This window comes from Nostoc sp. DedQUE12b (genome assembly GCF_034530835.1).
Lineage (GTDB): Bacteria > Cyanobacteriota > Cyanobacteriia > Cyanobacteriales > Nostocaceae > Nostoc.
This window is the reverse complement of sequence record NZ_JAVRCI010000033.1, coordinates 1-24,406: the sequence shown is the minus strand read 5'-3', so window position 1 is coordinate 24,406 and position 24,406 is coordinate 1. Positions and strand designations below refer to the sequence as shown.

At 43.3% G+C, this 24,406-nt stretch carries 20 protein-coding genes; 11 read left to right on the top strand and 9 right to left on the bottom strand.

The features are described 5' to 3' along the window. The first annotated feature begins 121 nt into the window (after window positions 1–121). Window positions 122–1,201 carry a WD40 repeat domain-containing protein gene (locus tag RMY16_RS17365; RefSeq protein ID WP_322737449.1) on the top strand — a complete coding sequence of 360 codons (1,080 nt, stop codon included), beginning with the start codon at window positions 122–124 and terminating at the stop codon, window positions 1,199–1,201. Between the two features lie 10 nt (window positions 1,202–1,211). Here RMY16_RS17365 and RMY16_RS17360 read toward each other — a convergent pair whose 3' ends face one another. Further along, the gene (locus tag RMY16_RS17360) at window positions 1,212–2,234 is read right to left on the bottom strand and encodes a phosphatase PAP2 family protein (protein WP_322737448.1); all 1,023 of its coding nucleotides are present in this window, start codon (window positions 2,232–2,234) and stop codon (window positions 1,212–1,214) included. A 133-nt stretch (window positions 2,235–2,367) separates the two neighbouring features. Then, window positions 2,368–3,003 carry an HMA2 domain-containing protein gene (locus RMY16_RS17355; RefSeq protein WP_322737447.1) on the bottom strand — a complete coding sequence of 212 codons (636 nt, stop codon included), beginning with the start codon at window positions 3,001–3,003 and terminating at the stop codon, window positions 2,368–2,370. A gap of 445 nt (window positions 3,004–3,448) precedes the next feature. Between RMY16_RS17355 and RMY16_RS17350 the strand changes: the two genes are divergently transcribed. Then, the gene (locus RMY16_RS17350) at window positions 3,449–5,815 is read left to right on the top strand and encodes a WD40 repeat domain-containing protein (RefSeq protein ID WP_322737446.1); all 2,367 of its coding nucleotides are present in this window, start codon (window positions 3,449–3,451) and stop codon (window positions 5,813–5,815) included. 9 nt (window positions 5,816–5,824) lie between these two features. Here the strand turns inward: RMY16_RS17350 and RMY16_RS17345 are convergent, their stop codons facing one another. The 6 genes from RMY16_RS17345 to RMY16_RS17320 form a co-directional block, all read right to left on the bottom strand. After that, window positions 5,825–6,403, bottom strand: coding sequence for an HMA2 domain-containing protein (locus tag RMY16_RS17345; RefSeq protein ID WP_322737445.1), 579 nt, complete (start codon window positions 6,401–6,403; stop codon window positions 5,825–5,827). Window positions 6,404–6,654: 251 nt separating this feature from the next. Further along, window positions 6,655–6,963 carry a DUF5132 domain-containing protein gene (locus RMY16_RS17340; RefSeq protein ID WP_322737444.1) on the bottom strand — a complete coding sequence of 103 codons (309 nt, stop codon included), beginning with the start codon at window positions 6,961–6,963 and terminating at the stop codon, window positions 6,655–6,657. A gap of 70 nt (window positions 6,964–7,033) precedes the next feature. Further along, entirely contained in the window at window positions 7,034–9,283 is a 2,250-nt protein-coding gene (locus tag RMY16_RS17335) for a heavy metal translocating P-type ATPase (RefSeq protein WP_322737443.1), read from the bottom strand. 144 nt (window positions 9,284–9,427) lie between these two features. Further along, window positions 9,428–10,264, bottom strand: coding sequence for a hypothetical protein (locus tag RMY16_RS17330; protein ID WP_322737442.1), 837 nt, complete (start codon window positions 10,262–10,264; stop codon window positions 9,428–9,430). Between the two features lie 38 nt (window positions 10,265–10,302). Beyond that, window positions 10,303–11,571, bottom strand: a complete 1,269-nt coding sequence (locus RMY16_RS17325; protein ID WP_322737441.1) for an HMA2 domain-containing protein — start codon at window positions 11,569–11,571, stop codon at window positions 10,303–10,305. Window positions 11,572–12,297: 726 nt separating this feature from the next. Beyond that, window positions 12,298–12,474 (bottom strand): hypothetical protein, encoded by a 177-nt coding sequence (locus tag RMY16_RS17320; protein ID WP_322737440.1) that lies wholly within the window; start codon window positions 12,472–12,474, stop codon window positions 12,298–12,300. A gap of 29 nt (window positions 12,475–12,503) precedes the next feature. Between RMY16_RS17320 and RMY16_RS17315 the strand changes: the two genes are divergently transcribed. From RMY16_RS17315 to RMY16_RS17275, 9 genes are all read left to right on the top strand, one after another. Further along, the gene (locus tag RMY16_RS17315) at window positions 12,504–12,707 is read left to right on the top strand and encodes a hypothetical protein (protein WP_322737439.1); all 204 of its coding nucleotides are present in this window, start codon (window positions 12,504–12,506) and stop codon (window positions 12,705–12,707) included. 125 nt (window positions 12,708–12,832) lie between these two features. Then, window positions 12,833–14,197: an LLM class flavin-dependent oxidoreductase gene (locus RMY16_RS17310; RefSeq protein ID WP_322663828.1), complete on the top strand. Its 1,365-nt coding sequence runs from the start codon at window positions 12,833–12,835 to the stop codon at window positions 14,195–14,197. A gap of 72 nt (window positions 14,198–14,269) precedes the next feature. Next, window positions 14,270–15,637 carry an LLM class flavin-dependent oxidoreductase gene (locus tag RMY16_RS17305; protein WP_322737438.1) on the top strand — a complete coding sequence of 456 codons (1,368 nt, stop codon included), beginning with the start codon at window positions 14,270–14,272 and terminating at the stop codon, window positions 15,635–15,637. 181 nt (window positions 15,638–15,818) lie between these two features. Then, the gene (locus RMY16_RS17300) at window positions 15,819–17,357 is read left to right on the top strand and encodes an amidohydrolase family protein (RefSeq protein WP_322737437.1); all 1,539 of its coding nucleotides are present in this window, start codon (window positions 15,819–15,821) and stop codon (window positions 17,355–17,357) included. Between the two features lie 249 nt (window positions 17,358–17,606). After that, a complete protein-coding gene (locus tag RMY16_RS17295; RefSeq protein WP_322737436.1) occupies window positions 17,607–18,275 on the top strand; it encodes a dienelactone hydrolase family protein in 669 nt (222 codons plus the stop codon). 178 nt (window positions 18,276–18,453) lie between these two features. Then, a complete protein-coding gene (locus RMY16_RS17290) occupies window positions 18,454–19,074 on the top strand; it encodes a GDSL-type esterase/lipase family protein (protein WP_322737435.1) in 621 nt (206 codons plus the stop codon). A 110-nt stretch (window positions 19,075–19,184) separates the two neighbouring features. After that, window positions 19,185–20,183: an aldo/keto reductase gene (locus tag RMY16_RS17285; protein ID WP_322663837.1), complete on the top strand. Its 999-nt coding sequence runs from the start codon at window positions 19,185–19,187 to the stop codon at window positions 20,181–20,183. Between the two features lie 77 nt (window positions 20,184–20,260). Then, window positions 20,261–21,316 (top strand): aliphatic sulfonate ABC transporter substrate-binding protein, encoded by a 1,056-nt coding sequence (locus RMY16_RS17280; RefSeq protein ID WP_416211682.1) that lies wholly within the window; start codon window positions 20,261–20,263, stop codon window positions 21,314–21,316. A gap of 435 nt (window positions 21,317–21,751) precedes the next feature. Continuing rightward, entirely contained in the window at window positions 21,752–23,617 is a 1,866-nt protein-coding gene (locus RMY16_RS17275) for an ABC transporter ATP-binding protein (protein ID WP_322737433.1), read from the top strand. A gap of 113 nt (window positions 23,618–23,730) precedes the next feature. On the opposite strand, the gene RMY16_RS17270 is transcribed toward RMY16_RS17275, so the two are convergent. Then, the gene (locus RMY16_RS17270; RefSeq protein WP_322663843.1) at window positions 23,731–24,105 is read right to left on the bottom strand and encodes a hypothetical protein; all 375 of its coding nucleotides are present in this window, start codon (window positions 24,103–24,105) and stop codon (window positions 23,731–23,733) included. Between the last annotated feature and the right edge of the window lie 301 nt (window positions 24,106–24,406).

The window sequence follows — 24,406 nt, the reverse complement described above, 5'->3', positions numbered from 1 at the left end:
CACAGTATTAGTTACTAAAATGACACAGCAAGGATAAAAAATTATGCTGGAGTCAGTTTTTATTTGTCCGAATCAAGCAAGGTTTATTTGCTAGGTTTGTTGCAGTTTCAGCAATATCGCTATGAAATTACCCATCCTATTTAAAACCTTAACATTACTTGGTTTTTTCCTGACTATACCTTTTAGTATGATTCCTACCTTTCAGGTGATAGCGAATACACCTAATACTTCTACAGATACTGAACAAGTAAAGCGGTTGAAATTAACTTTATCAGGACACACTGAACCTGTCCGTGCATTAACTCTTTCCGCTAGTGGTCAAGTTATTGCTAGTGGTAGCGATGATAAAACAATCAAACTGTGGAATCCGGCTACAGGTGTATTGCTTCGCACTTTAACTGGACATCGGGAGCGCATTAAATCAATCTTGATTACTCCAGACAATCAAACTCTAATTAGTACAAGTTTGGATAACACTATTAAATTTTGGAACACGCAAACAGGAAAGGAAATTCGCACCATTGTTGAAAAAACCGGGGTAAGAGCAATGTTACTGACCCTAGACGGACAAACTTTAATCAGTGGTAGCGGCGATAACACTATCAAATTTCGGAATCTCAAAACTCAAAAAATTGACCGGATTCTGAAAGTAGAAACAACAGCACTTGCAATTAGTCCTGATGGTAAAACCCTCTTCAGCGGAGGTGAAAATGGGGGAAAAATTAGGGTTTGGAGTCTGTTAACAGGTAAACAACTAGGCAGCTTTACCCCACCACTACCCAAAAAAGAAGACCTGATCAACGGTTCGGAACGAGCATCAGCCCCAATTACGCTTGCTGTTAGTAACGATGGGACAATGCTCCTGTGTGGTGGACATGACGATAGCTTTCAATCTGGTGGAGTCAGAAGCACAGATGGTAAAGGTTTCAAAGCTTGGGACTTGAAAACAGGAAAGCTAGTTCATAATTTATCGCTTGGTATGAGTATTAATACGTTAATTATAAGTCCCGATAGCAAGACATTTATTACTGGTGGTTTAGGTAGAGAAATCATATTACGCGACATCAAAACAGGGAAATCAGTCATGAAACTTACCGGACACGCAGGCGGGATTTATGGACTTGCATTAAGTAGTGATGGAAAGACTTTATATAGCGGTAGTGGCGATAAATCTGTTAAAGTTTGGCAGATAAAACCATAGTTATAAAAAGTCACTGTATATTTTCTGAGAGTTGTTTCCTAGTGGCCTCCAAGCTAAGAATACAGAAAATCAACCACAGTAAACCTGCGGCATAGCCAGCTGTCACATCAGTTAACCAATGTACTCCTAAATAAAGCCGACTGAAACCAATGGCAGCAATTAAGACAACAGTCAAGGCATAAATCCAAAAGCGCCATTGAGGTAACTGTTTTGCTAAAATATAGCCGATAAAACCGTAAATCACTATTGAGACCATTGCATGGCCGCTGGGGAAACTGTGTTGACCCACATTAATAATATGTTTCCACAGTGCTGGACGCGCTCTACCAAATAACAGTTTCATCAAGCAATTTAGCAAGATTGCACCGACTCCAGCAATGCCTAAGATAGTTGCTTCCCGACGACGATTATAATATAAAGGACTAATTGCCAGCCCCAAAGAAGATAACAGCATTACTACTGGATCGCCGAGAAAAGTGATACTAATCATAATGCGATCGCGCAGTGGTGTATGCAACTTCTGAATCAAAAGCAAAATGGCTTCGTCAAGATTATATGCATACAACAATCCGGTGGCGCATACAAGAGCGCCAACAGCCCCCAATACCGGAATAAGTTGACTACCTGTTTGGTTTAATTGTCGCTGCATAGATATTTGAGGCAGTATGGCTGAATCAGATATGTTTCGGTTATTACCCCCAACGAAAGCAGTATTTTCTTTAGTGACTGCGGCAGAAGCAAGTGATTTACTGCTTTTTTGCCGATAATTTAAGAGGATGTCTTGAATGAGGAGAGCGATCGCGTTTAAACTCTTATCTGGAGTAAAAATAACAAGCACATTCCCTGTGTAACTATTAGCACTAGCTTGCAAGATTATTTTCTGCTCTAATAATCTCGATTCAAGGTATCTTTTAAGGGCCTCTGAATGATAAAGTCCATTTACCTTATATCTAGCTCTTCCTTTAACAGCAGTATGTATTGCTTGAACCCAATGATTTTTATTGAGAAGTTCATCGAAATAAGCTGTACCCATTTTTTTTAATTGATAATAGGGACATTTAGATTGGGGGCTAGGGAAGAGAGATTTTCATGCGTTCTGAGGGAGCGCAGTTATTTCAAGCCTACTTCTTAACCATCAATAATGTTAATGGTCACTGTATTGGCAACTACACAGCCTTAACTTCCCTCACAGGTTGCAGTTGTAAAGGCTGGGACTTCACCTCACCATTGCCGCGCAATCGCCATCGCTTGTTGGGCAAGATAAACATGGTGGCAGATTTTAGCCTCTTAATTATGCTTCTTGAGGTAGAAAGTATCCGTTCCCAAACGTCTGTCCTAACCCTTCGATACACAATAACATTACGTGCTTGGTTGATTTTGCGTGTACTATCAATTAAGTTGATTACAGCGTCAAAGATAGTCCCGATGATTGATTTGGTCGTTACCTCTTTTGGCAAAACCACATTTTGGGCAGTTTGAATCAGACCGATCAGATGCTCGCGCATTTGATTATCTGAAATTCCACCTACTTGATAATTGATGACGATGGATGCAGCTTTCGGGTTAGCACGAACATTTGTAACCTTAGTGTCGGATTCTATCACCAATTTGAGTTGATTAGCGTACTCAGGATCTTTGGCTAACAAAGGAATCCGAAAACGAATGCGCCCAGGTATTGCATGGACAATGCTATATAATATCTTTTTAGATGGCGCTGTTTTCTTAGCTACGCTTTTAGCTGCCTTTTTTGATGGTAAACGCAGATTAAGACTAGAACTTTTGTCAGAATTATTCGGTTTCATAAAAGTCATAAAAACAATTTTTAATTTAAAAAATAAAAAGCATAACCGAGGTTTATAAACTTATCTCTTGATGTTCTCAGAGAGCGTTTTATTAAACTGCATTGACTTTACTTTATTTATACCTATTCCTTTGAGGGAAAAAATCTATCCCAGTAGTGAATCTAACTGTCGCTGCTATCAGGTTGATTAAGTTTCTTTAACACTACGTTTCGCTAATAATCTTATAAATACTCTCTCCCCTCTGTTAGATGATTATCATTTTTATTTCCAGATGTTTAAGTATATATTCGGCTTAAGATGTCAAGTTTTTAACTTGCAATAGTTGAGCTACTATATTCCCAAATAGTAAAATGAAGAGTATATATGAATTTACTGGCTGGCAGTATTGCCCTGATTTCATGCAAGCGTTGCTTGTTTATTTTCTTTAGTTTTTAGGTATGTGTTTATGCAGCAAGGGTTAAGTTTACTAATTCAACTAGTACTAGAGTTTGCACCTGTTGTTGCAGAGCTAGTACAAAAGAGAAGTCAAGATTTAGCTCTGAGCAAATATGAAGCGATTGAAGCAATTCCTGAATTAATCAAAGCTCTAAATCCTTCAAATAAAAAAAGCAGTTATATTGAAGACTTTGAACAAGAAAAAATTTTCCAACAGCAATTAGTAGCCGAGAATCACCAAACGCAACTAAGAATAGCCGCCCAAGAGCGAGAAACTGCGCTCAAGTTACCAGAAGTCAATAAAATTCTTGATAGCTGGCCTTTAAGATTGTACCCTTCACAAATTTTAGACCACACCAATTATGAACGCACTCCACTGAAAATTTTTATCGCTCCTCCTCAAGTACATTTTGACCACTTTGACGATAATACAGATGGAAGAATTTCCCAAATTGAGTTAATGTTGGCTGAAGGATTACGAGATTTTCTCAACAAGCATTACTCTTTACACAGTCAAGTTAGACCAACAGAATTATTGGCAGGAGCTTGGGATAGTAAGCGTTTTCACAGTGAATCAAGTATTAAGGCTCTGTTTGGAATGTTGAAAACAGAGCCAACTTTGATTTTAGAGTCAGAAAAAGATGGAGATTATTTAAATTTTCGGATTGCCTACTGGGGTTTGGGACAAGGTAATTATTATTATAAAACAATTGCTCGTTTACCTTATCGAGAAATTTTGGAAGAGTCTGCTAAAAGACGAGCGTTAGAATGGAAAAAAATCAGAGATGAACTCTTGGCATTGGGAGAAGACTTAGAGGAAATTAATCAGATTGGAAAAGACAATGTTGTTAATTTGGCAATTTTAGAAAAGGTAGAAAAATGGAATCAAAAAGGAATTGATGTTAGTAAGTTATCTTTACAATATCAAGTCAACCGTCAAGACTTTGAAAACCTTTGCCAGGTTTTGATTACTTATCACTGTTTGGTTGCAGGTTGGATAGCGGATGTTTACCACCTGGTTAATCATGGTGTAGCTCCGCTACTACCAGAGTTGCTGCCGAGTTTGCTGTCAGATACTTTTGATTTACAATCAGTACAGATTATCGCCTCCGGTTATAAGCAAGTTTACCAAGCTCTAGAAAATGAGCGTTGTTACTGGATTCCAGAATTGGCTTTGCAATTAGCCCAGAGTTTATCTCATTTAAGCGATGCCTACGGTGGTAAACTACGCTCTTGGGCAAATGAACAACTTGATTATTCTGTGAATACATGGTTACAACTACGCCAAATATCACTACAAGATTCTACTAACCCGCTTCAGGCAATGCAATTAGCCGTCAGTGTCGAAGATGAAGAATATGTGAAAAAGTTAAGAGAATATTTTGTCGCGGTGGGTGATAGTCAGAGTCTTGCTGATGTTGAGGAAATTTTGAATTGCGTCGCCAACCTCAAACACCAAGTAACGCTACAACATATCGTTCTCAGCCATACCCTAACTGGACATTCAGAAAAAGTAACATCTGTTGTCATTAGTCCTGATTCTGAGAGTTTAGTTACCGGGTGTGCAGATAAAACCATCAAGGTATGGAATCTTAAAAGCGGCAAACTTATTCGCACCCTCGTAAAAGATTTAGGCGAAATTTCCTCTATTGCGATTAGTCCTGATGAACATTATCTCGCTGTTGGTAGTTGCCAACATCCCAAAAGTAATGTGCGAGTATACAACCTCAATTCTGGCAAATTAATCCACACTCTGTTAGGACATCAAAAACCGGTTAACTGCATCGCCATCAGTCCTGATGGACAAATTCTTGCTAGTGGCAGTAATAAAATCAAAATTTGGAATTTACATAAAGGCGATGCCTCCGGCGGGCTATGCCAACGCATTTGTACCCTTTGGCATTCATCAGCAGTTAATTCTGCTGCTATCAGTCCTGATGGTACAATTCTTGCTAGTGGTAGTTCTGACAACAAAATTAGGTTGTGGAATCCACGCACGGGCGATCCATTACGCACCCTCAACGGACATTTAGGTGGGGTGAAATCAGTAATCATCAGTCCTGATGGCGAAATTCTCTTTAGCGCTAGCACAGACAAAACTATCAAAATTTGGCATTTAGCTACAGGTAAAGTGCTACAAACTTTAACTGGACATTTAGAAGAGGTAAGATCCTTAGTTGTTAGTCCTGATGGAAAAATTCTCTTTAGCGGTAGTGCAGACAAAACCATCAAAATTTGGCATTTGCTGACGGGAGAGTTACTGCAAACTATCACAGAACATTTCGGGGCAGTAAACTCTATTGCTATTAGCTCCGATGGTCAATTTCTTGCTAGTGGTAGTTCTGACAAAACCATCAAGATTTGGCAGATTAATTAAGCTTTTTAGTTACTCGTTTGATGATTGTTTGTGGCTAGTTCCGTGCAATTTAATAAAGCTATCAAAAGCATACCATGCTAAAACATACCAAGGAATAACTTCTAACTGCAATCCTTTATTAAGTAGTTGTCGCAGCGAAAGACTAGCTAATCCTAAAGGGAAAAGAATCCGCAGATCGAAAGCACCATCTGTTGACTGTTTGACACGCTGGTTTAAGTCAACAACCGCAGATGATACTCCTGCTGCTGCCTCGGTGTTACCCTCGGAAACATCGGCAAAAATTATTCCTAAATCTTTAAGTGTTGCTAGCACATTTTCTAAACTGCCATCTTTACCATCGTGATTGATAACAATACTCCCATGATGGACATTTGTCTTAACTTGATTAATGTGAGAATTTTCTGACAAAGCATTGGCAATGCGTTGCATCTTTTCTGGCTGACGATGGGAATGAGCCAGTCTTAACCGTAATCTTCCGGGAGTCGAACTAACAACTTTTGTAGATATTGGTTTTGGTGGTGTTTTAAAAGTGGGTTTGTCTATAATTTTTGGCATTTTATTGTAAGTGCTATGACCATTTGTCAACATGCAACCACCTTTTTTACTTGTGTGATAGTGGATTTTTTGTTGTGGGTTTGTTATTTACAGGAATGAGTACAAAATTAAGGAATAATATGTCTGCTTGATTACTTATTAAACCTGGAGAACCCCACCCCGCCAAAGCTGTGCTTTGTCTCCTCTCCCCGCCTGCGGGGAGGGGTTGGGGGTGGGGTTCTTTTATTTTGGTAATTGGAAGTCGCCTATGGCAAAGATTTTAACTTGCTAATGGGCGGATGAAATTATGCACCATTATCGGCGACATTATCCGCATTGGTGGCAGACGCTTCAAATACGGGGGTTTCTTTTTCTTCAGCAAGTTCGGCTCTGGCTTCGGCTACCATGTCTTCCCAAGTTTCGCCCATTTCTGCAAAGGTTCCTTTGCTTCTTTCATAAAGACCAATTCCGCCTTTGATGACTGATTTGACTAAGGGTTTACCAACTCCAGCGACAATGGGCAGCAGAACGGGTGCTAAGAGGACTGCACCAATTCCGGCTATAATACCGGGAGCGCCTGCATCTTCAACAAAATCACTAATTTTAGGTGCCATGTTCAATTTTCTCCTATTAATTAAGAAACTTCGGAAAGCTTTTTAAGATACTCTTGGCGGCATAGTTGCATCATCTTACCGATGGTAGAGCTTTATGTTGACGACTTTTAAGAATCGGACGTAACCCGTTGACTCCGGCGACTACGGTTGAGCCATTGTTGACTACTGTTGCAGCTAAGGGGTTAAGGCCAAAGAAAACGGCGATCGCCATTGCTGCTAAATTAGGAAAGGCAACAAGTGCTGTGTTTTGCCGAATCAATTGCTTGGCTTGACGAGCGATCGCGATCGCTTCTAATAAACCATGCAAGTCATTCTGCATCAACACTAAGTCTGCTGTCTCGCGGGCTATCTCAGAACCGTTGGCAAAGGAAACCGAAACATCAGCGTAGGCTAAAGCTGGCGAATCGTTGATCCCATCACCTACAAATGCAACCGTCTTACCTTGTTCATGCAGTTGGCGGACAACTGTTGCTTTTTGTTCTGGAAAAGCTTCTGCGTGAGTATGCGTTGGCAAAATACCAAGTTCAGCAGCAACAGCAGTAGCAGTTCGCTTATTGTCGCCGGTTAGCATGTGAATTTCTACACCTTCGACCGTCGAAAGTGCTGCGATGACTTCCCGGCTTTCGGGACGGAGAAGGTCACTATATTTAATAATACCTTGAAGTTGACCGTTGCTAGCGACATAAATCGCTGAATTTGGAGATTTTTGGTGGCCATTTAACGCTTCCATGTCAATGCCACTGGTACGCAAAAAGCGATCGCTCCCGACGTAAACTGTCTCTCCATCAATCAGAGCTTGCACGCCCAAACCTAATTGATAATCCCACTTGCTACGCGGCAAAATTTCCACTTGCTCTGCTTGGGCATAGCGAACAATTGCTTCTGCTACTGGATGAGTTAAACGTTGTTCGGCGGCGGCGGCTAATTCCAATACTCGCAATCTTGAGGTTGCTGGATTGAGGCTTTCCACACTGACAACATCGACTTCTCCCTTAGTCAGTGTCCCTGTTTTATCAAAAACTATGGTATCAACTTCTGCTAGTTGTTCTAACGCCCGTCCGCTACGGATGAGAATACCCCGTCGGGCAGCATAAGTTAATGCTGCTAAAACAGTTGTGGGGACTGATACTCGAATACCTGTAGCAAAGTCTAGAGTTAAAACACTGGCTGCCCGTGAAGGGTTGCGAGTTGCGGCAAATACTGCCCCACCAAGTAGCAAAGTTGGCACAACAGCTTTTTGAGCAAATTTCGTGGCATAATTCTCCATCCGCGTATCGTGGACAGGCGCTTCTTGCATTAATTTAATGCTCTGTCCGGCGCGCGTATCGTTCCCTATCCATTCTGCAAGAATATAAATTCGTCCTTCTCGTACCAATGTTGAAGCGAAAACTGGTTGTCCTTTTTTCTTCAGCACTGGCATCGACTCGCCAGTTAGTTTCTGCTCATCTAGGAGGGCTTTACCTCGCAAAATGCTGCCATCAACTGGCACTTGTTCGCCAGGGTAAACAATCACTGTATCCCCACGCTGCACATCTTGAATGGGAATTTGTTGTTTGTCGCCATTGCGTTCCACCCAGACAAATTGCCCTAGAGAACTAAGTAAATCTAGAGTTTGTTGAGCAGAAGAACGAGCCGTGCGATCGCGGATATTTTCGCCCACTTCAATTAAACTCAGCATCAGCGATGGTGTGAGAAATTGCCCTTGGAAGGTAGTAATAGCGATCGCCATCAAATCCAAAAAGTCAATATTCAATTTTCGCTCTACACTAATACCTTCCCAGGCTCGTTGGATAACGGGAAGTGTAGCAATGGCGATGGGAAGCACCACTATCAAAGGCGGGATCGATAATCCTAATGGCCCTCCTAGTACTGCTAAAGTAGTTGCAACGGCAGAGAGTTGTAAACCTGGCCAAGATGGCTCTTTTTCGGTTTCTGATAAAGATGTATTTTTGAGAACGACTACTTCACTTGCAGCCTGAATCAAATCGTGAAGGTGCGATCGCATCTTCGCATTAGAAACTTTATCAGATTTATAAGTAACTGCAACTGACATTGCCGCAGGCTTGACACGGACATTCTTCACCAGCGCATCTGCTGACAACAACACTTCAAGACGTTTGGCATAATTTGCATCACAGCGTAAGCGAGGTACGCGAAACCGCAGTCTTCCGGGTGTTGTGTGGACAAGGCTGTAGGTAACGTTAGGCAACTCTCTTTTAGAGTGTCCATTAGTGTCAATTAAAGAAACTTTTCCATTTCCTTCCAACACAGTGAATTGAGATTTTGGGGGAGATGGTAGTTCCAGTGCTACTTTTGCCATTTACTTTTCTTTGATCCAAATATTGTTACACTTCGATGAAAATCAGGTTCTTTACCTTAGTAAAGAGAGCAAATTAGCCACCAATCCTGCGAGATTGATTAGCTATCAAAAGTTTGATTATTTGTAATTTGCTGAATTTGTTAGCTAACTTATTGCTGTGGCGGGATCATTGGCAGATTCAATTAGATTGGCTAGATGAGATATTGGTGTTGATAAAAAGCTTTGCACTCGCTTCTGAGAATTCTGCATCATTCCAGTTTTATAGGTAATGACAACCGATCTCGCAGCGCTATTAACTCGCTCACTTGTAACTGTAGAATCTGATTTGAGTAATGTCTCTAACCGTTGGACATATTTGGGATCGCAGGCAATTTGAGGCACGCGAAACCTTACTCTTCCGGGAATTGCATGAGCAATGCTATAAGCTACTTTTGCAGGTTTTTTTGCTTGTTGAATTACAGACGAGGATACCGAATTGCTTTTAGTCTTAGAGACTGACGCATCCGCAGAGGATAACGAGAATGTTGCTGATTTCTGCTTCTGGGCTTCTCTTTTTGGCTTTTTATCCTGCCTGTCTTTTGTTGTCGTCACCGCAGTTGAGTATGGTTTGAATTGGTTTGCACTTGCTGATACCATTTCTGGATTAGCAGCAAACTGAATCAAATTAGCCAAATGCGATCGCATGTCAATATCTGACTTTACATCAAATTTATAGGTAATGGTAATTGACCCCACCATATTAGTATTGACTTGCTGATTTATTACCAAAGGCTCATTAGCAAGCAAGGCAAGAAGACGTTGCACATATTTTGGATCTTCGCTAATTTGAGGTATGCAAAACGCCACTTGTCCGGGAAATGCACAAATAATGCTATATGCTACCCTTGAAGGCGGCGTTACTGGACAATTAGTCTCGTCTGTGACTGTTTGCTCTTGTTTCTTGTCTAAATTTACTGCCGTTTCTAAATTTAAACCAGTCATAACTGCCCTCCAGTATTCCGCAATTTGAAACTGTATATTTAAGTTCCCAAGGGTAAGTTCGCCATCATACCTAATGACAATGACATCGCAGGCGATTTTAAGTTAGTCCACGGACTAGATAACTCTAGAGTTGTTTGGTTTGCTGTTGTTGCGTCTGTAACTTCAGCCGTCTGAGTAACTTGAGTAGTATGATTTGCCGTTGTTGCGTCTGTAATTTCAGGAGTCTGACTAACTTGAGTAGTATGATTTGTCGTTGTTGCGTCTGTAATTTCAGGAGTCTGACTAACTTCTTCTAGGGGTTGTTTCGCCGTTGTTATCCCTACTGTTGGTGGGTTTATCTCCAACGCTAATTCCATCAGACTCACCCAATAAGATAATGGAATATCATGAGACTGATAAGCGATCGCGATCGATGCTGCATCAAAATTCACACGCACGCTTGTAACTTGAGCATCGGTTTTCACTATTCTCTCAAGTCGCCGCCCATAGGCTCGATTTTCAGCGATTTTCGGCACATTCAACCGAATACGTCCGGGAATTTGATGAACTAGGCTGTAGTCAATCTTTGCAGGTGCTACTACCTCACTAGTCTTATCAACATTTGTTGACTTTTCTTGTTGAATAGTAGATTTGCGCTTTTCTTTTGATAGTGTCGACTCAAATTTTATATCGCTTTTTATCGCAGAACTGGTATGAGAATTTTTGCTGTTTTCTGATGTCGAAACTTGAGAGCCTAGATAACCAATTACACCACGGGTTGCATCCGCCGCAATCATGTAAACTGGAATCGATACCCAGCCATGAATTCCCAACCCTCCTGTTACCGCCAAGCCTGTCATCATCGGAATTAAGGAAATACCTTGCTCTTTCCAAAATGAAGGCGATTTCCAAGCTGCAAAGGGATCGGTCTTGCTAGGTGAATCAGACGAAGCCTGGGGCAGTTGGATATCAAGATCGGATTTTAGCGCTAAAATTTGCGGTAATGAGAGCTTATCTTCATCAAAATTAACTACCAAACTACCCGTTTGCTCATTTACGCTAACTTCCCTCACTCCTTCTATGGAGCGTAAATCTTGGGCTATGTTGTTTAATATCGAGTTAAGACTACTGTCAGTAGTCCGGAGTCGCACGCGCCCGGCAGTTAAATGAACTATTTGCAAGCCAGCTGAAGGCTGTGACTCCGTTGACTCTGCCATCGCTTTAGTTGTATTATGATTAGCTTTATTACTTTGTTGTGTAGAGATTAAGTCAGATGAGATTTTACCCCACGGATTTAATTTTTCGTGATTACTGATACTTTTAGCCATTTCCTCGATTACCCAATAGCTCAATCAAGCGATAGGTTAACAACAGGTTAAATGTAACACGTAGCTTTGGGGTTAAATCTATTTCTTCCGGATTATTTTCTATTAAAACTTATTAAGATTTGCTGTTCATATTCTTGTTTAGTAAATACGTCTAAAGTAAGTAAACCAAAAAGTTTTGTAAGGATTTAGGTCAAATAGTTAGGAAGTAGAGACGGGCAAAACTGATAATTAATAGAATCAGCCAGTAGTGCTTGTACAAAGAAATCAATCACAGACCAATCTTGACAGGGACAAGTCTAGAAACATCTTAATTTTTCCAGCATTCTCTCCAAGCATTTGGCTCGTCGGTTTAACTAGCTTTGGTCTAACAATTTTGGAAACAGGCTCAAGTAGTTTGCCCTCATGCATATTTCGCTCCCATGCAAGTAGATTTTAAAATTTAAGAGTTCTGTCTGTGCTGAATTCTAATTATCTAATCGTAGCCACTGGAGGCAGAGCCTCCCAGGATGGATTCCCAGCCTCGAGCCTGGGAAGCAGTCAGGGCTAGGGCTATATCTTAAACTTAGTGTCATTCGGTCGAAGGAACCTAGAGAACTGTGTAATAAGCTTTCAGTACCATAAATAACTATATACTCAGTAAATAATTAGTTTGTAATACTTAATATTCGGAAAACTAATAATTAGTTCTCCATATTATTGTGATTTCCAACACATCTTTTTTTGTATTTATTGTGTAGGCTCTATCTGGTGGGTAAAATTACTAGATAAATTTATGGTAGTTAGAGCGCCAAACAGCAGCATTCCTAATTCTGCTGTGGGATTAACCTGACTTACAGTTAGGTTATTTGATTTTTGAGCAATTAGTAGGTAACTGAACGGCGAGTTACTAGAAAATCTTTGCATGACGACATTCAGTGTCTAGCAAGAGGTGAATGCTTGAATGGCTGACACCAATACCTCAAAGTTTTACGGGGAAAAGATTTTATCGATATGCCATCGGAGGATTTTTTGGACGTATATCAGTGGTTAAAACCATGATGCTGTCGTCTTTTCATAAGCACTTGCCACTTAATAATGTGGGTTTGATCAAAATGTGTAATGCATTTGAGCAGTTAGGAATTGCCAACCTTTCGTAGCAGCAGTAATCATAACTGGCGTAGCGCAAATCAGCGATACCGACCCTAAGCTTCTCTACGAGACGCTCCGCGTAGCTTGCTTCCCCGCAGGGGTACGCTAACGCACTATAAGAAAAGAAAAATATATGAGTACAACACGCAAGTTTCGTTTAGGTGCATTCATTCAAGCTACCGGACACCATGTCTCTGCTTGGCGACACCCCGATTCACAAGCAGATGCTGGATTGAATTTCGAGCATTACAAGGAAATTACCCAAACCGCCGAACGCGGCTTATTCGATGCAGTTTTCTTGGCAGATAGTCCAGGAGTTTGGGGCGGCGCTCCAGAAACTCAGCATCGCAATGGTAAAATTGCCCATTTTGAGCCTGTCACCCTCTTCTCGGCCTTATCCTCTGTAACCCAAAACATTGGCTTCATTTCCACCGCCTCGACTACTTATGAAGAACCCTACACCTTGGCACGTAAGTTTGCTTCCCTAGACTACTTGAGTAAGGGCCGGGCTGGGTGGAATGTAGTCACTACAGGCAATGAGAATGCTGCACGTAATTTTGGACTTGAGCATCACCCGGAACACAGCCAGCGTTATGAACGAGCTGAAGAGTTTGTGGAAGTGGTGAAAGGTCTATGGGATAGTTGGGAAGACGATGCTTTCATCCGTGACAAAGAGTCTGGTGTCTATTTCGACCCGGATAAACTGCATACATTGAACCACAAGGGCAAATATTTCTCTGTAAAAGGCCCTTTAAACGTTGGTCGTCCGCCCCAAGGTTATCCGGTGATTGTTCAGGCTGGAGCCTCCGAATCGGGACGGGACTTGGCTGCACAGACTGCCGAGGTGATTTTCACCGCCAATCAAACCCTAGCCGATGCCCAAGAGTTTTATGCTGATGTCAAAGGTAGGCTAGCACAATATGGGCGATCGCCAGACGATCTCAAAATCATGCCTGGTGCTTTCCCAATCATTGGCCGTACCGAAGCAGAAGCTCAAGAGAAGTACGAATTCTTGCAATCGTTAATCCATCCCGATGTCGCCTGGGGAATTTTAAAGAACTATTACAAGGGTGTGGATTTGTCGAAATATTCTTTAGATGATGTAGCTCCCGAACTACCCAGCGACACCAACACTAACAAAAGTCGTCTCAAACTAGTCAGAGATTTGGCTACTCGTGGCACTCTCACACTGCGCCAACTGTATCTCTCTCTTGCTACTGCACGGGGTCATCGCACCATACTTGGTACTCCCGAAACCATTGCCGACCAGTTAGAAGAATGGTTCAACAACGGTGCAGCCGATGGCTTTAATATCATGCCGCCAATCCTTCCCACAGGATTGGATGAATTCGTTAATCTAGTCGTTCCTGTCCTCCAAAAACGCGGACTGTTCCGTACCGAATACGAAGGCAGTACCTTGCGCGAAAACCTGGGATTGCGTCGTCCGGCCAATCGTTTTGCTGCTAAACAACTAGATGAAAGATTGGTGTTGGCGTAAATGACTTTTCATATCTGCACCGTGCTTCAGCACACATGAAAAGCAATTAACTATCGCACTGTAAAAAAAGATATGAGCACAACACGCAAGCTTCGTTTAGGCGCATTCATTCAAGCCACCGGCCACCACATCGCGGCTTGGCGTCACCCCGATTCACAAGCAGATGCTGGGCTAAATTTCGAGCATTACAAGGAAATTACCCAAACCGCCGAACGCGGCTTGTTCGATGCAGTTTTCCTAGCCGATAGCCCCAGCCTACAAGACAATAGTGAACCAGAGGTGCAGAAGCGCAACGGTAAATTAGCTAAGTTTGAGCCAGTGACACTATTTTCTGCACTGGCCCAATTAACCAAACACATTGGCTTTGTTGCTACCGCTTCAACCACTTATGAAGAACCCTACACACTTGCACGTAAGTTTGCCTCGCTAGACTATCTGAGTAACGGTAGAGCAGCGTGGAATGTAGTCACCACAGGTAATGAGAATGCCGCAGGTAATTTCGGCCGTGATGAGCATCTAGAGCATAGCCAGCGCTATGAACGCGCCGAAGAGTTTGTGGAAGTAGTGAAAGGTCTGTGGGATAGCTGGGAAGATGATGCTTTCATCCGAGACAAAGAATCTGGTGTCTATTTCGACCCAGATAAACTGCATACACTCAACTACAAAGGCAAACATTTTTCTGTCAAAGGCCCTTTGAATGTCGGTCGTCCGCCTCAAGGTTATCCGGTGATTGTGCAGGCTGGTGCTTCAGAAGTCGGCCGTGAACTGGCGGCAAAAACTGCTGAAGTTATTTTTACTGCTAACCAAACACTGGAAGACGGACAGGAATTTTATGCTGATGTGAAAGGTCGGTTGGCTAAATATGGCCGCCAACTGGACGATTTGAAAATCATGCCGGGTGTGTTCCCGGTGATTGGCCGCACTGAAGAAGAAGCTCAAGAAAAATACGAATTCCTGCAATCGCTAATTCACCCATCGGTAGCATGGGGTTTACTGGAAACGCGTTATAAGGGCATCGATTTATCCGGCTATTCACTCGACGATCTCGCCCCACCTTTGCCCAGTGATACCAACGGTGGTAAGAGCCGCCTGAAGTTGCTGACGGATCTCGTAAATCGCGGCAATCTCACGCTGCGCCAGTTATATCTCTCTGTCGCTACGGCGCGGGGTCATCGCACCATAATTGGTAGTCCCGAAAGTATTGCTGACCAGCTAGAAGAATGGTTCATCAACGGTGCGGCAGACGGCTTCAATATTATGCCGCCAATCCTACCTACAGGGTTGGACGACTTCGTTAATTTGGTCATCCCCATCTTGCAGAAACGCGGACTGTTCCGTACCGAATATGAGGGCAGTACTTTGCGTGAAAATCTGGGATTGCCTCGACCGGGCAATGGTTTTACTGCCAAACAAGTGGATAAGAACCTGGTGGTGGCGTAAATGAATTTTTCACGGATGCTTATGCCATACCTTTTAAACCGTACTTTCTGTAGATCGCCGCCTTACAGAAAATTGTAGGGAGACGCGATAAATCGCCGTCTCTACAGGAAATTTATTTGTCAATAGCAGCATTGATGCTGAAAAACTCTGTAATTTTTGTGCCGTAGGCAAGGAAAAAAACATGACTGAATATAGCCGATTGAAGACCTCACGCTCTGCTGCAATCAGAGCAACCCTTGATTATCCAGTAATCGACACCGACGTTCACACCAATGATTTCACGCCAGCTTTTGAGGATTATATCGCTAAGTACGGCGGTGTGAAACTTGTAGATGAGTTACGTAAGACGGAAGCTTCCCGTCTTAACTCTAAGAGCAACGGTAAAGACTGGTATCAACAAACTCCTGAAGAACGTCAATATAACCGCACAATCCGATCGCCTTGGTGGGCTAGAGTTACCAAAAATACATTGGATCTCGCCACTTATACTCTCCCCGGATTGCTTTATGAGCGTCAGGCGGAACAGGGATCGGACTATTCGGTGCTATTTCCCAATAATGTCTTAGCACCAGCTGGAGCTAGCCCAGAGAATCGTCAAGCACTGCAACGCGCGGTCAATCACTATCATGCTGATATTTACCGGAAATATAGCGATCGCTTGACACCGGTTGCTGGCATTCCCTTAACTACTCCCCAAGAAGGCATTGAGGAGCTAGAGTTTGCCGTGAAAACACTGGGCTTAAAGGTGATTAATATTACTGGCGGTGTAAAACGGCCAATCAAAGCGATCGCTGATAAATATCCAGCCGATAAATTCCCCGAAATCGCCAAGTATGCTTCTTATATCGACTTCTACGGACTAGATAGTGAATACGACTACGATCCTTTCTGGGCCAAGGTCGTGGAACTTGGCGTACCCGTCACCACCCATTATGGCAGTCAGGGTTGGACTGGCCGCTCTTCCATCAGTAATTACATGAACAACCATATCGGTCACTTCGCCGATGGTTCGGAAGCATTTGCGAAAGCGCTGTTCTTCGGCGGTGTTACCAAGCGTTTCCCGCAGTTGCGTGTAGCGATGCTCGAAGGTGGCGCAGATTGGGGTGCGCGTGTCTACATCCATTTGGTAGATCGTTTCTTGAAGCGCAATATCAAAGCACTGGAAAACTACAATCCAGCATTGACGAATGCCGATGAGTTGTTTGAAATATTTGAGCGCTACGGTGCAGAAGTTACTCAAGGGCATTCCCTCGATAAGGACGAATTGACCAAGACTGTACTGGGAGCTTCATTCAGCCGTCATAGCCGTGCGCCGATTGGTAGCGAATTAGATGATTTTGCCGCCGCAGGTATTGAAACAATTGAAGACATCCGCGATCGCTGGGTGAATAGTTTCTTCTTTGGTTCCGAGTCCGACGATCGCACGATCGCTACGGCATTCAACGACAAAGCCAATCCCTTGGGAGTCAAAATCAACGCTATCTATTCCTCCGATGTTGGTCACTGGGATGTACCAGACCTCACCTCCCCCTTGGCTGAAAGCTGGGATTTGGTTCAAGAAGGCGTCCTGACCGAAGCCGACTTCAAATCCTATGTATTCGCTAATCCCTACAAGTTTTACACCCAAGCTAACCCCGATTTCTTCAAGGGTACAGCGATCGAATCCAAGGTAAGTAACACCGAATTTAAACAAGTGGACAAGAGCCTAGTAGTGGCATAAAGAGTGCTGAGTTTCGAGTGCTGAGTGCTAAGTGCTGAGTGCTGAGTTTCGTTAGCGGTAGCGGGGCGTTTAGCCCGTGCTGAGTACTTCTTAATTCACTCAGGACTTAGGACTTAGCACTGAGTAGGGTAAAAGGCGAGATGAGGGAGCAGAAGAGAAGTTGCAGTAATGTTTTTCTCCTCTGCTCCCCTGCCCCTCTGCTCCCCTGCCCCTCTGCCCAATCCCCAAATCAAATTAGGAGTCACAACAATGCCTGTTGAACAACGCTCTCACGACACCAACAATGGTTCCTTGCCTTATCTTTTCTCGCCTGTTTCTGACAATGCCAACAAACCTGCGCCCTTAGTACTTTTTCTGCACGGAGGACGCGATCGCGGGACGGATTTGAATGTGCTACTAAAATGGGGTCTACCTCGTTTCGTGGATTTATCCAACTCGTTACCTTATGTCTTTGCTGCACCCCAAATTCTGGCCGAACAGACTTGGGCAGATCGAGCAGATGATGTGCTTACTTTGCTTGATAAACTGATTGTTTCCCAACCCGTCGATCCAGCGCGGGTGATATTAGCCGGGTTCAGCTTAGGCTCTGCGGGTATCTGGCATATCGCTGCTTTACATCCCGATCGCTTCGCAGGTTTAGTACCTGTATCTGGACGTGTACCAAAAACATTAGCAGAAAGCGAACTAGCTGTACTCAAAAACATTCCCGTTCAGATATTCCAAGGTGGACAGGATAAAAATCTGCCGATTGAGGATACAGAGAATTTTGTTGAGCGCTTACGCAAAGTCGGGGGGAAAGTCGATTTGACAGTGCTACCGGAAGGCGATCATTTTATTGCAGATGAAGTATACGGCGATCCGAAGTTACAACAGTGGCTAATTTCCCAGAATCGGCGTGAAATTTCTGTAGTTGCTTGAGGTGAAATTTCTGTAGTTGCTTGAGGTGAAATGTTCAAAAACTAACTTGCAATATTCAGTGGGGTAGGCAGCGTCCTGCCTGCCTAACATAACAATATATTAATATCTTCTAGAATCATGAACATAATGCTTCTTCTCAAGGCAAAACCGAGCTTTTTCGGCAGAATTAAGTTGAATTATGTCAGATTCTCGCAAAGAAATCAGAATTTGTTTTATTGGTGAATCTTTTGTCAATGGCACAGGCGATCCAGAGTTTCTGGGTTGGACAGGTAGAGTGTGCCGCAATGCTGAGTCAAGAGGATACGCTATCACCCATTACAACTTGGGCGTGCGGGCAGAGACGAGTCGGTATCTCAAACAACGTTGGTACTCGGAAGTCTCTTATCGTCTCCCAAAAGAATCCGATGGTCGAGTAGTGTTTTCCTTTGGGGCAAACGATTCAGGATGGGCGGGTAAACAGCAAGGAATCGAACTTTCAGAGTCGATCGCAAATGCTCGCAGTATCTTAAGCCAAGCAAAGCAACTCTATCCGATTTTGATGGTTAGTCCGCCACCCTGTGGTGATGTCGATCAAGAAAAAAGAAATCAAATTCTTGCAAATCTGTCAGAGGAATTCGCGTTGGTTTGTAATGAACTAGATGTTCCGTATCTTGATGTGTTTTCTAGTTTGGTGAAGTCACCAATCTGGCTAGCAGAAGCAAAAGCTAATGATGGCGCTCACCCAAAAGCAGATGGTTATGCAGAATTTGCTGCGATCGTCCAAAACTGGGAAGGTTGGTTAAATTGGTTTACACCTTAAAAATCATGGCTTAGTCGATGTGTCAGGGTTTTAGTTTTGCGTTAGCGAAGCGGAACGCACGTCGCATTCTATTTAAAAATTTCCACGCTTTCTCTATTAACAACATTTTTATGACCTTACCAACTACCAATCTCGGTAAAACTGGATTGACCGTTTCGCGTCTTTGTCTCGGCACTATGACCTTTGGTTTGCAGACCGACGAAGAAACTTCCAGGCAAATCCTCGACACTGCGGCCGATGGCGGTATCAACTTTTTAGATACAGCCGACGTTTATCCCCTCGGTGGTGGGCTTGCTACTGCGGGACGCACTGAAGAAATCGTTGGGCGCTGGCTCAAAGGCAAACGCGAATATTTTATCTTAGCTACCAAGTGCGTTGGTCGAGTTGGCCCTGCACCTTGGGATCAGGGGGCTTCGCGTAAACATATTTTGGATGCGATTGATGCTTCCCTGCGACGACTGGGAACTGATTATATCGATTTATATCAATTGCACTCCGACGATGCTTCAACCCCCCTTGATGAAACTCTGGAAGCGCTGGATGCAGTGGTTCGTGCTGGTAAGGTGCGCTACATCGGGGTTTCCAACTTCTTAGCCTACCGACTCGCGCGCGCCTTGGGTCGTGCTGAGACGCGCAATTTAACCAAGTTCATCTCAATTCAGCCCCGCTACAACCTGTTATTCCGCGAAATTGAGCGAGAACTATTGCCCCTGGCGAAAGAAGAAGGATTAGGTGTAATTTCCTACAATCCATTGGCGGGTGGTCTACTTACAGGTAAACACAATTTTACTCAAGGCCCCACATCAGGTACGCGTTTTACGCTAGGTGCTGCCGCAGAACGTTATCAAGAACGCTACTGGCGCGATCGCGAGTTCAATACTGTCGAAGATTTACGCACGGTAGCGGATCTCGCTGGATTTTCCCTCACCACCCTAGCAGTGGCTTGGGTATTATCTAATCCCATTATCACTGCCCCGATCATTGGCGCTAGCCGTCCAGAACAACTTGCTGACAACCTCAAGGCGGTAGAACTAAAACTTGACGACAATTTGAAACAAAAGTTAGACGACATAACCGCCGAATACCGAAGAGGAGATTCTCTTCGTTAGAAATTATGGAAATGACAAATGACTAATGGCAAATGACAAATGACTCAAATCAGAAATATCTCATGGATAAAATAGCTATGATTAAACGCCGTCGTTTTCTTCATTCTGCTACTTCCGGGCTATGTGGATTTTCTATGGCATATCTGTTAGGAAGTTGTAGCGAACAAAGCCAACAATCTTCTTTTACAAACAGTATTAATGCCAATGAAGGTTCCCTTGGGATAAAAACTAAAGTTCTACGCATGGGATATCAGAGTGCGGGGGATCTTTTCCGAAATCGGAAAGTTTTAGAAAAACGTTTGGAACCGTTGGGAATTAAGGTAGAATGGGCGCAATTTGTCCAAGGGCCACAACTGATGGAAGGGATGGCCGCGGGAAAAGTTGACGTGGGATCGGTGGGAGAAACACCACCAATTTTTGCACAAGTGGCTGGCTCAAAACTTGTTTATGTAGTCGGTACACAAAGAAACCGAAGAACGGGGACAAGTAGCGTTATTGCTGTTCCACCGGAGTCTCCCCTTCAGAAGTTTGAGGATATCAAGGGTCAAGAAGTTTACTTTCAAAAAGGCTCGGCATCGCACTACTTTATTATCAGAGCGTTGCAATCAATCGGCTTGACGCTCAAAGATATTAAAGTCAGAAGTCTGCCGACTATCGAAGCGCGGGCTGCTTTTATCGAAGGTAAAATTCCAGTTTGGATGACAGGAGATCCGCACTATGCGATCGCTCAAAAGATGGGTCGAATTCGAGTGCTTAAAGATTCTGTTGGGCTAGATTCTCCTGGTGGCTATTATATTGCTGACAGAAAATTTGCCGAGGAAAATCTTGGCTTGCTAAAAATTATCATTGAAGAGCTTAATAAGCTCGACAAATGGGCAGAGGCAAATCGAGGCGAAGTTGCCAAATTGATGATTACCGAACAAAAGCTCGATCCAGATGTGGTAGAAATAGCGATGTCTCGGCGTACTTTCGCAGGACGCAGAGGACTCAGCCCTGCACTAATTAAAGAACAACAACGTGTGGCAGATTTGTTTTTTGACGAGGGTGTAATACCAAAGAAAATCAACATTCAGGAAGCGTTACTCCCACCTGATGTCTATGCTGCAATCACACCAAAAGAAATTATGGTCTAGTAGTTCGCTTTCGTGACTTGGCTGGATAAAGGTTACAAGGGAACTTGGCTGGGTAAAGGGGAAGGGGTAAAGGTTAAAAGTGTTTTATCCCTTCCCCTTTAACCTTTAACCTTTCCCCAGCTTTCAAAAGTGTTTTATCCCTTCCCCTTTAACCTTTAACCTTTCCCCAGCTTTCAAAAGTGTTTTATCCCTTCCCCCAGCTTTCAAAAGTGTTTTATCCGTTCCCCTTTAACCTTTAACCTTTCCCCAGCTTTCAAAAGTGTTTTATCCGTTCCCCTTTAACCTTTAACCTTTCCCCAGCCTTCATCCGCATTTTTGGGTTGATAGACCATTAGTAGAGTACTTCTAAAAGTCTCTAATGCCATCGGACGGCTTATCTAGTCGTCCATTTTTATCTAGTAGAAAAGTTAAAATGATGCTAAGAGATCGACTTTAATGACGAAAAAAGCTAGACAATCCAAATCCTTTCAACGTGCTCCTGATGCACCAGATTTACCATCAACTCCATTTAGGTTCATTTGCTATTTTGTTAACCAGTTTCGCTGGTGGTATGTGTTATTGGTGATCCTGGAGGTAATACACGCAACTTGCGGCATCATGTTGCCTTATGCTATTGGCGAGATCATCCGGGGCGTGACGCGATCAACCGGGGACAGCAAGCCCATTTTTGATGCCATGAAGCAACCCTTGATGTTGTTCATCGGCTTGAGTGTGGGTGAAGTGGTATTTGGGCGCTCGGCTGGACTCTTGCAAACGATTCTCCATCCCATCCACCGACAGCACATTGTGCGATCGCTATATGCCTATTTACAACACCATTCGCATCGCTACCTAAGCAGCAGTTTTTCCGGGGCATTGGCACATCGGATTAGCGAAACTTCTCTAGGTGTTACCCAGACGATGCAAATGCTGATTAGTGAATTTATGGCAGTAATTGTTGTGTATATCGTCGCCACGATGTTACTGTATCGCGCCTATCCTCCACTGGCTGCACTCGTGGGAATATGGGCAGTTCTCTTCATCAGTATTTCGTTTTGGCTGGCAACTCGCTGCCGATTTTACTCCAGGAAAGCCGCAGCTGCCAGAAGTGAGACAACTGGCATCATTGTAGATACAGTCACAAATCTCACTAGTAGCCGACTGTTTGCTCGCTTTGGTTTTGAACGACGTTATTTGAATGAGCAATTAAGGCGCGAACTCAAACACGTGAGAGAGTCCAACTGGTACTCAGAGCGAATTCGCTGGTTTCAGTTCATCTCAGCAGCTATTCTGAAAATTAGCACACTGTATTACTCGCTTTCTCTCTGGAGTCAAGGAGCGATCGCTACTGCTGACTTTGTTGTAGCAACTAGCTTATCACTGTTGATCATTAGTGAAGCCCGCAATTTGAGCCGCCGTTTTCTGGAATTTTTTGAACATGTTGGGAATGTCGCCAATGGTGTTTTCACCATCGTTCAACCCCACGAATTAGTCGATCGCGAGAAAGCGATCGCCCACTCAATCACTCAAGGTAAGATTGAGTTTCGCCGGGTGAATTTCAACTACACAGAAGAGAAAAAAGTTTTCAACAACCTTTCTGTCACTATCCAAGCGGGACAGCGTGTCGGACTGGTGGGCTTATCCGGCTCTGGAAAATCCACCTTTGTCAATCTGATTCTGCGTTTATTCGACCCACAATCTGGACAGATTATCATTGATGGGGTCGATATTCGAGATATGACTCAGGATGCTTTACACGCTCAGATCAGTTTGATTCCCCAAGATCCGTCTTTGTTTCATCGCACTTTGCTAGAAAATATTCGTTACGGACGCTTGGATGCAACCGATGAGGAAGTAATGGAGGCTTCGCGAAAGGCTCATGCTCACGATTTCATCGTCCAAAGTAAGGATGGTTACAATTCTCTGGTGGGCGAACGTGGTGTCAAGTTGTCTGGAGGGCAGAGACAGCGCATTGTGATCGCGCGGGTAATCCTCAAAGATGCGCCGATTCTGATCTTAGATGAAGCCACCTCTAGCCTCGATTCAATCACCGAAAAAGCGATCCAGGATACCCTCGACTTAGCAATGAATGGGAAAACGGTCATTGTAGTAGCTCATCGATTATCTACTATCGTGCATCTAGATAGAATTCTGGTGTTCGACAAAGGTCGGATTATCGAAGAAGGTTCCCACACCAAACTGCTGGCACTCGGCGGCGCTTACTACAGATTATGGAAAATGCAAGCAGGTGGATTTCTACCGGAAAATCTCGACGAGATTCGCACTGGCACAGATAACATCGAAGAGGGAATGATCGCTTGATAAGTTTTGAAAGTTTGTAGTAAAGACTTTAATGTTTAGAAAATAAGGACTAAAGTCCTTACTACGAACTTGCTTAACTATTAATTTAAACTTGACTTGATTAGTTAAGTTAGTTAACTTGCAACTGCAACCGACTTTTTGCGAGTGGGACGCCTGCGGTTTGATTTTTTCTTTAGTCCAACCGCTTGGGCTTGATCGCTATCTGAACCATATTGTCCGCGTACAACTTCTTTCATAGCTAATACAGCATTGTGAAATTCCCATTCTGCCAATCGAGCAGCATCAACAGCAGCACGGTATAAAGCTAGTTTCTCAGTTTCAGCCTGTTGCAATGCCAACATTGCTTGATAAGCTTGCTGAATGTTTGCAACAGAGGCATTAGAACGGCTTGTATCGTAGTTGCTCACAGTTTGCAAACCGTGGAATGAAGTAACATCTTGACTAATGGTTTGAAGACGCAAACGACGTGTTGTATCTTGGTTAGGCATATATGTATACGTGCTAAACTCTATATTTAACGTGCCCAATACAACGCAATAAATAACAGTAAGGTGAAGTTTTTAGCTAACCTGTAAAGCTCTTAATTTTCCCCTTTAATATAGATACGGTTACGGGGAGAGGATTTGAAGCTTTTCTCCAAATTTAAAAAATGCAAAGTGTAAACGCGACAGTTTAAAACAAAGATAGGGAATTCCGAGAAATAAATTATCCAATATTGTGGGGTGGGCATCTTGCCCCAATACTTCTCGGGTTTTGGGGAAAAGGGGAAAGGGAAAAGGGAAAGAAAAA

Coding starts and splice junctions, on each gene's coding strand:
- RMY16_RS17310 (WP_322663828.1), top strand. CDS start 12,833: ATGAGTACAACACGCAAGTTTCGTTTAGGTGCATTCATTCAAGCTACC.
- RMY16_RS17365 (WP_322737449.1), top strand. CDS start 122: ATGAAATTACCCATCCTATTTAAAACCTTAACATTACTTGGTTTTTTC.
- RMY16_RS17315 (WP_322737439.1), top strand. CDS start 12,504: ATGCTTGAATGGCTGACACCAATACCTCAAAGTTTTACGGGGAAAAGA.
- RMY16_RS17280 (WP_416211682.1), top strand. CDS start 20,261: ATGATTAAACGCCGTCGTTTTCTTCATTCTGCTACTTCCGGGCTATGT.
- RMY16_RS17350 (WP_322737446.1), top strand. CDS start 3,449: ATGCAGCAAGGGTTAAGTTTACTAATTCAACTAGTACTAGAGTTTGCA.
- RMY16_RS17325 (WP_322737441.1), bottom strand. CDS start 11,571: ATGGCTAAAAGTATCAGTAATCACGAAAAATTAAATCCGTGGGGTAAA.
- RMY16_RS17295 (WP_322737436.1), top strand. CDS start 17,607: ATGCCTGTTGAACAACGCTCTCACGACACCAACAATGGTTCCTTGCCT.
- RMY16_RS17355 (WP_322737447.1), bottom strand. CDS start 3,003: ATGAAACCGAATAATTCTGACAAAAGTTCTAGTCTTAATCTGCGTTTA.
- RMY16_RS17290 (WP_322737435.1), top strand. CDS start 18,454: ATGTCAGATTCTCGCAAAGAAATCAGAATTTGTTTTATTGGTGAATCT.
- RMY16_RS17340 (WP_322737444.1), bottom strand. CDS start 6,963: ATGGCACCTAAAATTAGTGATTTTGTTGAAGATGCAGGCGCTCCCGGT.
- RMY16_RS17330 (WP_322737442.1), bottom strand. CDS start 10,264: ATGACTGGTTTAAATTTAGAAACGGCAGTAAATTTAGACAAGAAACAA.
- RMY16_RS17300 (WP_322737437.1), top strand. CDS start 15,819: ATGACTGAATATAGCCGATTGAAGACCTCACGCTCTGCTGCAATCAGA.
- RMY16_RS17345 (WP_322737445.1), bottom strand. CDS start 6,403: ATGTTGACAAATGGTCATAGCACTTACAATAAAATGCCAAAAATTATA.
- RMY16_RS17305 (WP_322737438.1), top strand. CDS start 14,270: ATGAGCACAACACGCAAGCTTCGTTTAGGCGCATTCATTCAAGCCACC.
- RMY16_RS17360 (WP_322737448.1), bottom strand. CDS start 2,234: ATGGGTACAGCTTATTTCGATGAACTTCTCAATAAAAATCATTGGGTT.
- RMY16_RS17320 (WP_322737440.1), bottom strand. CDS start 12,474: ATGCAAAGATTTTCTAGTAACTCGCCGTTCAGTTACCTACTAATTGCT.
- RMY16_RS17335 (WP_322737443.1), bottom strand. CDS start 9,283: ATGGCAAAAGTAGCACTGGAACTACCATCTCCCCCAAAATCTCAATTC.
- RMY16_RS17285 (WP_322663837.1), top strand. CDS start 19,185: ATGACCTTACCAACTACCAATCTCGGTAAAACTGGATTGACCGTTTCG.
- RMY16_RS17275 (WP_322737433.1), top strand. CDS start 21,752: ATGACGAAAAAAGCTAGACAATCCAAATCCTTTCAACGTGCTCCTGAT.
- RMY16_RS17270 (WP_322663843.1), bottom strand. CDS start 24,105: ATGCCTAACCAAGATACAACACGTCGTTTGCGTCTTCAAACCATTAGT.